General features: G+C 44.0%; 16 protein-coding genes. All 16 read right to left on the reverse strand.

The window, feature by feature from the left end; genetic code table 11:
* Positions 1-111: 111 nt before the first annotated feature.
* The 16 genes from E4663_RS13545 to E4663_RS13630 all read right to left on the reverse strand — a co-directional run bounded on the left by E4663_RS13545 (position 112) and on the right by E4663_RS13630 (position 14,487).
* Positions 112-1,479: a flagellin N-terminal helical domain-containing protein gene (locus E4663_RS13545; RefSeq protein WP_135328006.1), complete on the reverse strand. Its 1,368-nt coding sequence runs from the start codon at positions 1,477-1,479 to the stop codon at positions 112-114.
* Positions 1,480-1,682: 203 nt separating this feature from the next.
* Positions 1,683-1,853 (reverse strand): carbon storage regulator, encoded by a 171-nt coding sequence (locus tag E4663_RS13550; RefSeq protein WP_135328007.1) that lies wholly within the window; start codon positions 1,851-1,853, stop codon positions 1,683-1,685.
* A 367-nt stretch (positions 1,854-2,220) separates the two neighbouring features.
* A complete protein-coding gene (locus E4663_RS13555) occupies positions 2,221-3,459 on the reverse strand; it encodes a flagellin N-terminal helical domain-containing protein (protein WP_135328008.1) in 1,239 nt (412 codons plus the stop codon).
* A 131-nt stretch (positions 3,460-3,590) separates the two neighbouring features.
* On the reverse strand, positions 3,591-3,818 hold the full coding sequence (gene csrA, locus E4663_RS13560) for a carbon storage regulator CsrA (RefSeq protein WP_135328009.1): 228 nt from the start codon (positions 3,816-3,818) through the stop codon (positions 3,591-3,593).
* A complete protein-coding gene (fliW, locus tag E4663_RS13565) occupies positions 3,805-4,260 on the reverse strand; it encodes a flagellar assembly protein FliW (RefSeq protein WP_135328010.1) in 456 nt (151 codons plus the stop codon). Before fliW ends, csrA begins: the two co-directional genes overlap by 14 nt.
* A 17-nt stretch (positions 4,261-4,277) precedes the next feature.
* Complete coding sequence (locus E4663_RS13570; protein ID WP_135328011.1) at positions 4,278-4,829, reverse strand: DUF6470 family protein; 552 nt, start codon at positions 4,827-4,829, stop codon at positions 4,278-4,280.
* A 45-nt stretch (positions 4,830-4,874) separates the two neighbouring features.
* Positions 4,875-5,768 carry a flagellar hook-associated protein FlgL gene (gene flgL, locus E4663_RS13575; protein WP_135328012.1) on the reverse strand — a complete coding sequence of 298 codons (894 nt, stop codon included), beginning with the start codon at positions 5,766-5,768 and terminating at the stop codon, positions 4,875-4,877.
* Positions 5,769-5,778: 10 nt separating this feature from the next.
* Complete coding sequence (gene flgK / locus E4663_RS20190; RefSeq protein WP_241657201.1) at positions 5,779-7,992, reverse strand: flagellar hook-associated protein FlgK; 2,214 nt, start codon at positions 7,990-7,992, stop codon at positions 5,779-5,781.
* An 18-nt stretch (positions 7,993-8,010) separates the two neighbouring features.
* Positions 8,011-8,499: a flagellar protein FlgN gene (locus tag E4663_RS13595; protein ID WP_135328013.1), complete on the reverse strand. Its 489-nt coding sequence runs from the start codon at positions 8,497-8,499 to the stop codon at positions 8,011-8,013.
* Between the two features lie 126 nt (positions 8,500-8,625).
* The gene (gene flgM / locus E4663_RS13600; RefSeq protein WP_079478166.1) at positions 8,626-8,886 is read right to left on the reverse strand and encodes a flagellar biosynthesis anti-sigma factor FlgM; all 261 of its coding nucleotides are present in this window, start codon (positions 8,884-8,886) and stop codon (positions 8,626-8,628) included.
* A 75-nt stretch (positions 8,887-8,961) separates the two neighbouring features.
* A complete protein-coding gene (locus E4663_RS13605; protein WP_135328014.1) occupies positions 8,962-9,387 on the reverse strand; it encodes a TIGR03826 family flagellar region protein in 426 nt (141 codons plus the stop codon).
* 74 nt (positions 9,388-9,461) lie between these two features.
* A complete protein-coding gene (locus tag E4663_RS13610) occupies positions 9,462-10,106 on the reverse strand; it encodes a ComF family protein (RefSeq protein WP_135328015.1) in 645 nt (214 codons plus the stop codon).
* A complete protein-coding gene (locus tag E4663_RS13615) occupies positions 10,106-11,416 on the reverse strand; it encodes an ATP-dependent helicase ComFA (RefSeq protein WP_241657202.1) in 1,311 nt (436 codons plus the stop codon). Before E4663_RS13615 ends, E4663_RS13610 begins: the two co-directional genes overlap by 1 nt.
* Positions 11,417-11,479: 63 nt before the next feature.
* Positions 11,480-12,325, reverse strand: coding sequence for a DegV family protein (locus E4663_RS13620; RefSeq protein ID WP_135328017.1), 846 nt, complete (start codon positions 12,323-12,325; stop codon positions 11,480-11,482).
* Between the two features lie 169 nt (positions 12,326-12,494).
* Positions 12,495-13,172 carry a response regulator gene (locus tag E4663_RS13625; RefSeq protein ID WP_079478161.1) on the reverse strand — a complete coding sequence of 226 codons (678 nt, stop codon included), beginning with the start codon at positions 13,170-13,172 and terminating at the stop codon, positions 12,495-12,497.
* A 175-nt stretch (positions 13,173-13,347) separates the two neighbouring features.
* The gene (locus tag E4663_RS13630; protein WP_135328018.1) at positions 13,348-14,487 is read right to left on the reverse strand and encodes a sensor histidine kinase; all 1,140 of its coding nucleotides are present in this window, start codon (positions 14,485-14,487) and stop codon (positions 13,348-13,350) included.
* Between the last annotated feature and the right edge of the window lie 28 nt (positions 14,488-14,515).

The raw sequence follows: 14,515 nt of genomic DNA on the forward strand, positions 1-14,515 counted from the left end.
AACTCCCTATAACTTTGATACTTTTATTATCGGTAGTTGTTTAGGTATCTTGAGTTTACATGTTACATATATCATTAAAAAAGGATCCCTGGACGGGATCCTTTTTATTAATTAACGAAGAAGTTGTAATACTCCTTGTGGCTGTTGATTTGCTTTTGCAAGCATTGCTTGTGAAGCTTGGGACAGAATGGAGGATTTCGTCTGCTTCATCATTTCAGCAGCCATATCAACATCTCTTATACGTGATTCAGCTGCTGTTAGGTTTTCTGCAGAAGTTCCTAGGTTATTTATTGTGTGTTCCAACCTATTTTGCGATGCGCCTATTTTAGACCTTTCTTGAGATACTGTTTTAATTGCATTATCAATTACCGACACTGCATCACTAGCTTTATCTGCAGTCGAAACGTCTAAAGCATATTCTGTACCAGAAGTAACGTCGCCTGTAATTTGATTTTCAGTACCGGAAGCAAAAACTGCATCTCTATCTGTATTAAGACCGCTATCTGCATCACCGCTTGCTGTTGTACTTGAAATACCAAGAGCTACTGACCTCATGTCTTCAATAGCGGCTGTAAACTGTTGATCCGAGTTTGCTCCTATTTGGAATGTTGCACCTCCAGAACCGTCTGCTCCAGTTGTGTTCGTTGCTATTGCCGGAGAAGTTCCGCTCTTAAATTGAATTGAATCTTTTCCTGCAACTCCATCATAAAGACCATTAGCAGATGCATCAATTCTTAAAACTTCTCCAGTAGTACTTGTTTGATCAAAATCAAATTCTGAAATTGATAAAGAAGTATCTTCACCTCGCATGCTAATTAATTGGTCACTTATGCGTTTTCCTAGATTTGACGGATCAGTAGTGTTCGTTGCCAATGTTACAGTTTTAGTACCTGTATCAAAAGAATCGCTAGTGCCATCATCTGCGTTGTCTGTTGTATTATCGTATTCTATTGTATAGTCCTCTCCACCAATTGATAGAACGGTAGAACCACCATCTCCCATACCGATAGATGAGAAATCGAAGGATACATCCTCTACGGAAGAAGAGGACCCCTCCGCTAAATCCCCATTGATTAAGCTCTTTGTATTAAATTCTGTGGTATTTCCAATTCTATTTATTTCTTCGGTTAATTGGTTCATCTCTTTTTGAATCTCTTTCCGATCGTCACCCGTATTCGTATCGTTGGAAGCTTGTACTCCCAGTTCTCTCATTCTCTGAAGAATAGAATGTGTTTCGTTTAACGCTCCCTCAGCTGTTTGTATCATCGAAATTCCATCCTGTGCATTACGCTGAGCTTGGTCCAACCCTCGAATTTGCCCACGCATTTTCTCCGAAATCGCGAGACCAGCAGCGTCATCCCCGGCGCGGTTGATACGAAGACCAGAAGAAAGCTTCTCCATGGACTTAGACTGCATGTTATTCGCTTGCCCTAACTGACGATAAGTATTCAGCGCAGCAATATTGTGATTAATTCTCATTTCTTAATTCCTCCCTAGAATTGTTGGTGGGTGAACATCCTTTTTCACCCCATATATATTGATCCACAACAGACAACGGGCCCTTGTTATCTGAGCAGAAACAAACAAAAATAAAAAAAGACGAGTTTGGTGTAGAGAAATGGATACAGCCATCCATGCTTCTCTATTCCAAACTCGTCCATGAGTTTATGTAAGTTATTCAGTTATTGGGCTTTTTTATTTTGCTCTTCATAGAGTTCACCCCGAGTAATTTTAACTTCTTTCGGCGCCTCTATCGCTAAACGAAGGTGACCATCTTCGCTTTTTACTACTTTCACCATAATGTCATCATCAAGCATGACATATTCGCCTGGCTTTCTTCCTAACACTAACATTTAAGCAACCCCTTTATTCTTTATCCTAACTTAATACGAAATAAGGATGAGTTAATAAACCTAAATAACTATCTAGGTTTTTAACTCATCCTTGAGTAGATCTCTTTATGTACTCATTCATCCTTGAATAAGTGTTTTTGTCTTCAATCATTACTATAATGTAAATCGTGTTTCATCTTACTCTTTATATCGGATGACTGTTAGATATGTTAACCGATTTTTTTATTTTTTTCCATAATAATTTATACAAAAATAGTCATTTTCATAGAAAAGTAAGAATATAAGTATTCAATTACCCTTATCTGTTTAATTCAACATATAAATAACAAAAAAGACCCACCAAATAGTTGGTAGGTCTTTACTATAATTAACGTAGAAGTTGAAGTACTCCCTGTGGCTGTTGGTTCGCTTTCGCAAGCATTGCTTGAGAAGCTTGAGAGAGAATAGAAGACTTCGTTTGGTTCATCATTTCTTTTGCCATGTCGACATCTCTGATACGAGATTCCGCCGCTGTTAGGTTTTCAGATGATGTGCTCAAGTTGTTGATTGTATGTTCTAGGCGATTCTGGTTCGCACCGAGTTTAGAACGCTCAGAAGAAACTGTCTTAATTGCTTCATCCAATACATTAATAGCCGTATCAGCCTCACTCTTACTTCCAATTTGAAGGTTACGAACGCCTAGGCGATCTGCACTCATGTCATTTAGAGCTAAGTTTAGAGATTGCCCAGCATTAGCACCGATTTGGAAGTCAGCTGAACCATCAGAAGTTGTATCTAAACCTTCTGCAGTAGTTGAGAATCCGGAAAGGGCGTTTGAAGCTGCTTCCTTACGAACACCGGTTGAACTTGTTACTTCAATAGAAAGTCCATTGATTGTAGCGTTGGAGCCAGTGTTAGCAGAAGTTACTACCATTTCTCCAGCTGTTGTTGCTGCAGAAGTAACACTTCCATCACCAGCAATTGCTCCAGTTATATCACTAAGTGCATCACTAGAAATATCCGTTACATCTACTGTTGCTGTTTTTTGTGAACCATTCACAGACCAGGTTGCTGTAATTGTATCTCCATTAGCAATCCCGACATTGTTACCATCAGCATCTACTACACTATCAAGTGTAGTAGCATCGGCCATACTTGATTCCATTGTATTTGTAACTTCGTGTGCTTGAGCAGTAGTTGCGGCGCTCATGTCACCATTGATAAGTTTTTTGCTGTTGAATTCAGTTTGCTCAGAAATACGCTGTACTTCTTCACCCAACTGGTTGATTTCGTCTTGAATGTTTGCACGATCTTCATTAGTGTTTGTATCGTTTGCTGATTGAACAGATAGTTCTCTCATACGCTGTAAAATAGAATGAGTTTCGTTCAAAGCACCTTCAGCAGTTTGAATCATGGAAATACCATCCTGAGAGTTACGAGATGCTTGGTCTAAACCACGGATCTGCCCTCTCATTTTTTCGGAAATCGCAAGCCCAGCTGCGTCATCTCCAGCCTTGTTAATACGAAGACCTGAAGATAGTTTTTCCATTGAATTTTGTTGAGAATTGTTCGCTTGTCCAAGCTGACGATAAGTATTTAACGCAGCAATGTTGTGATTAATACGCATAATTAAATAATCCTCCCTGATTTTGACCCGCACATCCTTGTGGGGGTTAGTGAATTTATGCCAAAGAAAAAGTCGGCCGACTTAAAGGTTTGGCGTTACACCTTTATAATCGGACGACTCTCTTCAATAGTTTAGCTTTTTTTGCTGTTTTTTAATAAATCTAGCAACCCTTCATTCATCGAGGCAGCCTCTTTATTCTCTTCTTGTATAGATATGTAGATTTCCTTACGGTGTACATCGATGTTACTCGGTGCATCCACCCCCAACCGAACTTGGTTTCCTTCAATAGACAGAACCTTGATTTCGATATCTTCTCCGATCTGAATCGATTCATCTGCTTTCCGATTAAGGATGAGCATGCGTGCCACCTTCTTCCTTATGGAGCTGCAGGGAATGCTTGGTATGGTACTTAGGATCGTTTAGAATCATTTGCTTCGCTCGGTGATTCGTTTTATTGACAATAATCGGCGCCTGAAGGTTCATTGTCGAACGGTCGAATGGGTCTTGTAATGTCATGACGCAATACAAGTCGACCTCCTCCGGTGACTGTAAGTCGAGTTCTTTCTTTGTCTGTTCATCAATTACAAACTCGTAATCTTTATAGAAAACATATGGATTAACCACGACAAACGCTAATCCGTGTTCATCTACAGATTGTAAAACCGAATAGAGCGGTGCTTCTTCTAGTGGCAAATGAACGAAGGAGCGGTAGTCCCCAAATCCAGGTAAGCCATGTTTAAATTGAATGAGTTCTTTCTCGTCTACTTCGATCGAACCGAAATACTTAGTGCTGATCTGCATGGTTTCATATATCCTCCTTATACTTTCCAATCAATGCTGATCGATGGCATTTGTCCCATTGTCACATTAACAGCGCCTTTTTGATACTGGAACTTCGGATAAACAGGTGTCGTATCAATTATTGGTTCGTTCCGCTTCACATCTATATCCGCTTCATTGGCCTGATAAGAAATGTTCACCAAGTCATGCACTGGCGTATTGCCTGGAACGTAGGTATGCTCAAATCCTGTGTATCTTCCTGCAATATTTGCGATCGCATTACTTTTATTCTCGATCCGCATCAATTCATCGCCTTCTTGAGCTGCCTTTCCGATTCCCTCTAGCCACGTTTGCTCCGCAAAGTCAGCAATATCACGCGTTCGTTCGAAAATGGATTTTAAGTGCAGGTTACTCCACGCACTCGACTGATCAATCGTCAGTTTTCCCGGACGTTGAGATAACGAAAGATCCGCTTGCGGCTGCTCAATCGATTGATCCGCTTTGAACTGTTTATACTCGTGTTTCACCGCGACACTCTCTAAGTTCAATTTGGCTGGTTGCGTCCGAACCTGTAATTGAGGAATCGTCATCAGTTTCACCTCTTTATAAGATAATAAGCGACCTAGTAAGGCCGCTTATCTTAAAAAGTCCATCAACGTCGGTTGGATTATTCGAGAACCAACCCCCAACGCCGCTCTATGAATACTCTCCTGTGCTTTCAAGTCCGTAATGACCTTCTCAATATCCGCATCTTCGTTCTCTGACATCATTTTCGTCATCGATACTTCCTGACTAGATAAACGATCTGTCACCAGCTCAACACGGTTCATTCTTGAACCAAGGTCTGCCCGCTCGTTGATAATATCATTAATGTGACCGTCAAACGCCTTAACAAAGTCACTCAACTCTTCTTGTGGAACCGAGTCTCCCATTACAGAAGCATCTTCGAGAGATGAAGCGAAGTTCTCAATCGATGTGAATACTTCTTCGCCGAATACATTGGAGGGAGTAACATTCGCTTTTAATTGGACACCCTCCGACACTTCAATATTTACAGGCGTATCGCTCTGGTTGACCGTGAACGTTTCCAAGTCGACAGGCTGTTCAGTCGTGTTCGCACCATTGAAAATATATTTATCGTTCACTTTCGTATTGGCAATCGTACCGATGTGTTCTTTTAACTGCCTTATCTCTTTGGCAATGTTTTCTCTTTGACTGCCTTCATACGTGTCATTACTTGCTTGGACAGTCAATTCACGGATTCGCTGCAACGCCTTTGTGGCCTTATCTAAGGAAGCATCGCTGTTATCCATCCAATTGTTTACTTCATTGATGTTTCGTTGGAACTGTTGGGTCCTTGTCAATTGACTACGATAGTTGATGCCTTTCATCGCGACAACTGGGTCTTGTGAGGGGCGACTAATTTTCTTACCAGTTGTTAACTGCTCCTGATATTTTCCCATGTTTGCATAACTATTACTTAAATTACGAAGCATATTGTTCGATAACATTCCTTGTGTAACTCTCATTAGCGATTACTTACCTCCCTACTCGCCCCATTTGATTGATGATCCGATCAATCATCTCATCGACGACTGTCATGTTCCTAGCGGCTGCATTATAAGCATGTTGAAACTTGATCATATTGGTCATCTCTTCATCAAGCGATACAGCACTAATCGATTGTCTTTGCTCGACGACTGATTGCTTTAAGATATTTGTGTTATTCACCATTCGATTGGCTTCTTGCGTATCAACAGCCATCTCACCAATTACCCCTTGGTAATAACTATTAAAATCAGACAATCCGCCTTCAGGGTCATAGTTAAGCGAGCTATTACCTACTTCTGATAAATCAAGAGCGTTCTGACCATTTCCTTTTCCATTCGTGGTTGACGCTGCAATATTACTGACGCTATCAAGAATATCCTGTGCAACTTTGATTCTACTTGCGAACCCTTTTCTCTCTATCGCTCCATCATCTGACTGGACAACTGTCTGCCCTATAGAGGAACCGATAATTTGCAGTTGACTCTGCCAATCTGAATCCCTTAGATTTACCTTCTGTCCACCTGTCTCACTTACAAGCTGGTTAAGTTCAGCAACATCTGTATATTCCGTATTAAAAACACCATGTACTTTTACTCCATTAGGCTTTAAATCATTATTGATCAGATTTGCTAATGCAGCTTCATCGTCTGCATCTTCATCAGTAACGAATACTACATGCTTGAACCCTCCACCATCTCCTGCTTGTGAAAAGTCATAAGAACCAGAAACAGTTGATAGTGCCCCCATCAGATTCTCTGTTCCTCCGCCCGTAGCATTCAAATTTTCAATTTCTTCTTTGATAATACTAAAATCTTCTGACCAATTGTCTCCATCCAAAGCATATGTTGTACTACCACCATCATAGCTGGTTAGCCCGAAACGGACATTGTCGACACCCTCACCTTGAATGCTTTGAGCAAATTCTTCTAACTTTGCAGCAATCGCGTCTTGACTACCGTTCATGCTGCCACTGTTATCAAGCACAAACACCACGTCCGCTCGCTTAGGCAAAGCGCTTTGAGTTTCCTTTGAGCGATCAGCAAAGAAAGGAATATCAGAAGGAGAGCTGTCAATTTCACTTAAGCTGTTCCCATCTTCATGAACTTTGTTGAATTCACTTGCAAAAGCGAAAGCCATGTTATCCAATTCTTCTAACATACCTGGATACACACCAACTACTCCACTCTTTGGAATTTCACCATTGTCATAACCGTACGCGTCAACTAACCCTCTTAATTTTCCAGTGGAAGAGAAAGCACTTGCCTGAACAGTAGATAGGAAATCTTCTTCACTATCTTCCCCCTCAATAACCTCTCCTCTTCCTAGTTTAATAGTCTTTGCGGATTGATCCGCACCATCGTAATTGATTTGCAGTTCATTGTATGTAAGGTTCTCACCATCAACTAAAGCAACACTGTTCCCATTGTTATTAACAAATAAGGACTTTTGATCATTTCCTACAACCTCGATGTTGTAAATTCCCTCTGCAACATCTAATGAGGAAGAAGAGCTCTTTTCCTTAGTTACCTTAATGTCCACTAGACTAGAGAGTTGATCAACAAGCCGGTCTCGTTCATCGTACAGGTCATTCGGTAGCATGCCGTGCGGTTCTACTTCCCCAATTTGTTTATTCAAACTATTAATCTGGTTTGCCAGGCTGTTAATCTCTTTCGACACTACGTTAATCTCATTTTTAGTATCGTTACGAAGTCCTTGAATGGAAGTAGACAGATAATTAAAAGTTTCCGCAACTGCAACCCCACGCTGCCTTACAACCGATCTCGCTCCTGCATCCTCCGGGTTCACCGACATATCCTGAAGCGACTGCCAGAATCGGTCCATCGTCTTAGACAACCCTTGGTCTGACGGTTCGTTCATGATTTCTTCCATCTTCGTCAATGCTTTGGACATCGACTCGTAGTACCCCGTCTTTTTATTCTCATTCCGGAACTGGATGTCCAAGAACGATTCCCTAACACGCTCGACCGATCCCGCTTGCACCCCACTACCAACTTGCCCAGGAATCTCAGGACGGTTTCTTGATGCAGGTGGGAAAGGAGCGGTCTGTTCAAAGTTCACCCGCTGCCTTGTGTAACCTTCGGTGTTAGCATTGGAAATGTTATGGCCGGTTGTATAGAGAGCGGATTGTTGGGTGAACAGTCCGCGTTTGGCTATTTCTAATCCGTTGAAAGTAGAAACCATGATTTCTCTCCTTTACTATTACGCTTTCGAATCAAATACCGATCGCTTCGGTTGCGTTGATTGCTCTTCGTTGCCTCCATAGTTCACGTTGTCCAAGGAAGGCTGGAGCATGTCTAGTGACAAATTGACGAACTGAAGAGATTGCTTTGTCAGCTCTGCGTTCAGTTGTTCTTGCTGCTTCAAATCGGCAAGGACGATAATCAATTCATTATAAGCGGCTTGGAGTGCTTCTTGCTCGCTTCCTTCCATGTGCTCGAGCATTTCCGAAATGGTCGGTTCCGTATAGGATAACCCTCTTGCTTCGTACCACTGGTTCACAGCGTCCATCCGAGCTTTTTCCAACTTATCGATTGCCTGCACGTGCTTTCTTTCTGTCGTTAACAACTTCTGCAGTCCGGTCGTATCATTAGACTTCAAGGCGTCGGTTTTCTTTTGTGACAAGGCCAAAAGACTTTCGTGCAGCTGCTTCATTTGCGTCATCGTATGTACAATAGGTTTAACGGTCACACCGATTCTCCTTTAGTTAAAATCTTGGGTTGTCATAAGTCAGTCGTTACAGTGGAGGATTCCACTCCATCGAATGACTTACGACATGCAAAAGCAAAGCCATACGGGTATGGCCTTGCTTCTTTATTACTTCGTCCAAAAATCGATCATTTTCTTCGCTGTCACTTTCGGATCTACTTGATAGGTACCAGATTCGATATCCTGCTTGATCTGGTTGATGCGTTTTTGGCGAGCTGGATTCGGTTGTTCGCTTCCATGCATTTTCTTCGCCTCATCTGAAATTTCTAATTTATCTTGTCGGTTTCCCTGCTGCTTCATGTCCGTCTGCTTGTTGATGGATTTATTATATGGGTTGAAATTCGTCTGATTAGGTCCATGAATTCTCACAGCGTTCACCTCGCTTCTTTACGTTTCCTGATTTACCGTTTATATCGGTGGTAACCAGAAGATATTAAATGCAACTTATCGATTATTTCGTACGGAGTAATAGGTTTTATTACTCTTCAATCTCTCTAGGTCTTCTTTCCTCTTTTCGAACTCTTTATCGCGCTCGACCTTCTCGAGACCGCCTTCGATCTCTTCTGTACAACTATCACACAATCTACCTTCTTGAATCCCTGCTCCGCAGCGATCACAGTGGTACATCAAGTTAGGGAATTGGGCCGGGTGCAGCCGCTTCTCTGCCACAAACTTACGGATCAGCTTCTCCTCGACACCTGTGTGGTATTCGATCTCCTTCACGTTCGCTGTGCGGTTCTGTTTCTTTCTCAAAAATACATACACCGTCTGGAAGTCTTTCTCTTCTTGCTTCTGACATTCCGGACAAACGGTTGCGGCACCTTTCATAAAGATTGCGTTACATCGCGGACAATTCGCTACTTCCCCCATGTCGTCGCCTCCTATAAACCTCTTTTTCTATTATATCGGCTAAACTAATAGAAGCCAAAGCCCTTCAGAAGAATTTATCGGAAAAGTGTGTACGAATAGACTTCCGGACACCCGCCTTCTTTCAATAAAGACGCGGCATGACGGAGGGTCGTCCCCGTTGTGTAAATATCATCTACCAGTAGAACCGGCTGATTAATCGGATCTAACAGCTGAAAGGGATTTTCCGAGTCAACCCGTTCCTGACGCTGCTTCTTCGACTGCTTGGTCGTTCCCTGGCGCCCAAGTAAAGAAACCGGCTGTTTACCCAACATGTGAATAATCGCTTCGGACTGATTGAACCCTCGCTCCTTCAGTCGTTCTTCACTCAGCGGAATAGGTACCATCGCATAGCCCACCGGCACATCCAGCTTGCCTTGCAGAGAAAAAAGCAGTTCATAATCGCCCCGATACTTCCACTTCGCTACCCAATCCTTCGCGAAAGCATTATAAGAGAACGAAGCCACATTCTTCTTAAGCGGGTCTTCTTGTCCCATACCCCAACGCTCGCAGTCAAAACAAATCCCGTCACTGTCCCCGCGTCCGCATTTCGGACAAGTCGGCGTAACAGGCTCGAATTGTGCCAAACAATCTGCACAGCACCTCTGCTGCTCAGGTGGTTTGAACACATTGACCCACGTAATCGTAGGGATGATTTCATTGAAGCAAATATAACATCTCATCAGCGCTTCCCGAGCTTGTTCATCCGAGAGATGGCTTCGACCGCATCCAACATCGCATTCGTTTTCCCACCGTGGAAAAACCGCACATCACCGTCAGGATCATCCGGACTGCGACCAGCCCTACCGGCAATCTGCACGAGCGCCGCTTCATCGAAGACCACATGACCCGCATCGATTACAAACACATCAACCGACGGAAACGTTACGCCTCGTTCCAAAATCGTCGTCGTCAACATCAGTCGGAACTTCTTGTCACGGAACGCCTGTACCTTATCAACGCGATCTGAATCCTCGGCGAAAACGCACTGTCCGGCTAACCCCTCCTCTCTCAACAGCTCTAATACCCATTCCGTCATCGCGACCGAAGGCAGAAAGACCATCAGCTGGCGTTCCGAATTCTGTTGATCGAGTATTTTGGATAAGACGGAGGCTGGCAGTTGCTTTCGTTTTAAGTTTCTTGGAAGGGAAGGAATCAGTTGAAGTTTAGGCTCAGGAAGGGGATGACCGTGAAACCTTTTCGGTATAAATACAGCGGGAAGTTTCTTCGTCCGGACACGCCACTTCTCCCACTTCCTCGGAGTCGCTGTTAAGTAAATAGACGAGGCATTGTCTTTTTTGGCACGCTGTGCTGCAAACTTCAAGGAGTCATCATGGTGAAAAGGAAAAGCATCGATTTCATCAATAATCATGACATCGAACGCTTTAGAAAAACGAAGAAGTTGGTGAGTGGTAGCGATGATGAAGCTTGCGTCGGCTTCGCGGTCCGGACTGCCTCCATACAAGCCTTGGATCGGCACGTCAGGAAAGGCAGACCGCAAACGAGGCAACAGCTCGCGGACCACATCGGCACGAGGCGTAGCGAGACAAATCCGCTTCCCATGTTGCAGAGCAGCTTCTATGCCTGGGAACAACATTTCCGTCTTACCAGCTCCGCAGACGGCCCATATCAACACTTCCCCACCGCTGATGACTACGTCCTTTATCGCATCCGCGCCTGTTTGCTGCCAAGGCGTCAGCTCCCCTTTCCATTGCAAAGGTTGCTCAAAGCTTGGCCACTTGAAAGAAGTACTTCCTTGATAAAGAGGCTCGCATTCCATCACGCGTCCCATTTGGATGCAGTTCCGGCAGTATCGACAGGTTTTCTGGCAGGCGTCGTGGGGCATGTGCCCGAAGAGGTGAGATTGGCTGTTGCCACAGCGCTTGCATTGGTAGCCGAAGCGACGCTTGATAATCGAAGGGACAGGAGTGTAATGAGAGAGGTCTTCTGGGGTGATGTCGTGAGGAAGAAGGAGTTTACCAGCGTGTTTCAAAGAATCACATCCTATTTATAAAAATAGAGCCTGCTTGAGTCTCACAAACAGGCTCTATCGTCATTAGGATTTGCGGTACCAGCCGAGTCCCATCGCGCCTTCGCCGAGGTGCGTACCGATGACCGGGCCGAAGTAGCTCAGTTCAACTTCTACGTTATCGAACTGGTTCTCGATTTCTGCTTTGATCTGCGCCGCTTCTTCTTCGCGGTTGGCGTGAATCATACACGCCTTGAACTCGCCGCCACCTTGGACATCTTCCTCAAACAAGGAGAGGATTCGCTTCAAGGCTTTTTTACGTGTGCGGATTTTTTCAAATGGAACGATCTTCGTATCGACGAAGTGTAGGACCGGCTTCACTTGGAGTAAGCCTCCTACGAAAGCCTGTGCTCCGTTCAGTCGCCCTCCGCGGTGCAGGTGGGAGAGGTCGTCCGCCATGAAGTATGCGCTCATCGTCGTCTTCATTTCGTTCATCCGTTCCATGATTTGTTTAGGTGTCGCGCCGTTCTGTGCCAAGTCGGCGGCTTCGATGGCATAGAAACCTTGCATCATGCAGCTGATTTCGGAATCGAAGACGTGGACATCGATGTCCTCCACCATGTCCCCAGCTGTCATCATCCCCTGGTACGTGCCGCTGATGCCGCTTGAGAGGTGGATCGCTACGACCGCGTCGTATTCTTTAGCGAGCTCTTCTAACTTTTCCGTCATCATGCCGATCGACGGCTGGGATGTTTTCGGCAGGTCGCCGTTTTCTTTGACCATGTCGTAGAAGTCATCAGCTTGGATGTCTACTTCCTCTTGATAGGATTCGTGCCCGAAGATGACGTTCAGGGGCACCATATGTATTTGCTTCTCGTTGCGGATCTGTTTAGGCAAGTAGGCCGTGCTATCTGTGATTACCGCCGTTTTCATGCTTTTCCACTCCCTATATGCTTTTCTTTCAATGTATGTATAAGTTCTATTGCTATTCGTTTCCTATCATTTTACATGAAGCCCGGTCTTTTTGCATCTGATATTCCCACATTCGTAGATTAATAGAAAAGGCCTGAAGAGGTGTGCTCTTCAGGCCCTTATTAATAACTTAAATGACTTCCACCCAGCCGTTCTTGATTGCTGTTACAACAGCTTGGGTACGGTCGTTTACATTCATCTTCTGTAAAATGTTGCTGACGTGGTTCTTGACCGTCTTCTCACTGATATACAGGGATTCTGCTACTCCGCGGTTGCTGTTACCGTCAGCCAAAAGCTGAAGTACTTCGCATTCACGACGAGTTAGCAAGTGGAGCGGTTTGCGGTATTCGATCGTACGGTACGCGTTGCTGCCGTTCGTTTCAGACAAGCGGCGGTATTCCTGTACGAGGTTGTGCGTCACTTTCGGGTGCAGGTACGATCCACCTTCTGAAACGACTTTGATTGCATCGATCAATGCGTCAGAGTCCATTTCTTTCAGCAGGTAACCTTGTGCACCTGTTTTCAATGCGTGTGTTACATAGTTTTCGTCATCATGGATGGACAGAATGATTACTTTCATGTCCGGGAATCGTTTCGTCACTTCGGCTGTTGCTTCTACACCGTTGGTAGAAGGCATGTTGATATCCATCAACACAACATCCGGCATATATTGTTCAATCAGATGAACGGCGGATGAACCGTCGTCCCCTTCTGCTACTACTTCAAAACTAGATTCAAAGTCTAATATTCTTTTAACGCCTTCGCGGAATAATTTATGGTCATCAATCAGAACTATTCTTGTCGTCATGATCTCTTCCTCCTATTTTCTTTGCCTTAGGGTTTTTTGTCCCCTCACCTATACTCTATTTTTTTCTGTCTCTGGTTCTTTTTGTATGGAAGTCACTCCATACGTCCTAATCCTAATCCTAATCCTATGACCATATTATAAACGATTCACGCCAAATTACATAGTTTTTATGCAATTAACCATTTATTGGAATAAGAATCGTTACCATGGTCCCTTTACCTGGGCTAGAGTCAATCTTCATTTCTCCGTCCAGCATGTCGACGCGTTCGCGCATACCTACTAGACCGAACGATTGCTCTTTCTTCTCTGAGGGGTCGAACCCTTTGCCGTCATCCTTGACGATAATGGTGGTTGCATTGTGGGTCATTTCGACCTTCACTTTGATTTCTGTTGCTTCTGCGTGCTTCAATGCGTTCTGTACCGCTTCTTGTAAAAGGCGGAACAACGCGACTTCGTACTTCGTTTCAAAGCGACGCTCTTTCCCGAATGGTTGGAACGTAATGCGTACGTTGTTGTAGTCTTCCATCGTCGCGATGTATTTCTTAAGCGTCGGAATGAGACCAAGATCATCCAGCGCCATAGGACGCAGGTCATAAATAATACGTCGCACTTCATAAAGTGCCGAGCGTACCATTTTCTTCAGGCTCTTCATCTCCGCCATCGCTTGGTCGATGCCACGTTCGCGGTATGTACGGTCGACAAGATCAGACCGTAGCATCACGTTCGCAAGCATCTGAGCCGGTCCATCATGAATCTCCCGGGACAGGCGTCTCCGCTCTTCTTCCTGGGCTTCAATGATTTTCAAGCCGAACTGCTGCTTTTCTTTCGCATCTTCAAGCGCATCTGAAACGTGTTTGAAGTCTTCTGTTAAATAGTTGAGCACGACAGAAATTTTCCCACCAAGGCCTTCTGCTCGTTCAATGGTGTCTTCAAGATTACGCAAACGAAACTCTAAATCATCTCGTCGTTCGCGCATCTGCTTTTCTTTTTCACGTGTCATCGATAAATCCATTTGTAGGGCATGTGTTTGTTCATACACCTGCCGGATATCTTCTTCTGAATATTCCTGGAATTGTTTGCTCACTTCCGATAACCGCATACGTGAGAATTTCACTTTCTGCTGCAACTTGTCGCCATCATCAATCAATGTGTGGACTTGTCGCTTCGTGTCAATCAATTCTTGACTCAGTTTTTCAAATTCATTACGTGAGTCTTCGCTGATTTGGAAGATCTCATCTTTGCTGTTGGTGACGGTATCCACCATTTCATTGATAATCGTATCAAGGGCTTTATCACCAAGTTTTTGTTCAGTCATCACAAGTCCCTCCATCAATATTCACACA

Source organism: Halobacillus salinus (assembly GCF_004684905.1).
Classification (GTDB): Bacteria; Bacillota; Bacilli; order Bacillales; family Halobacillaceae; genus Halobacillus; species Halobacillus salinus.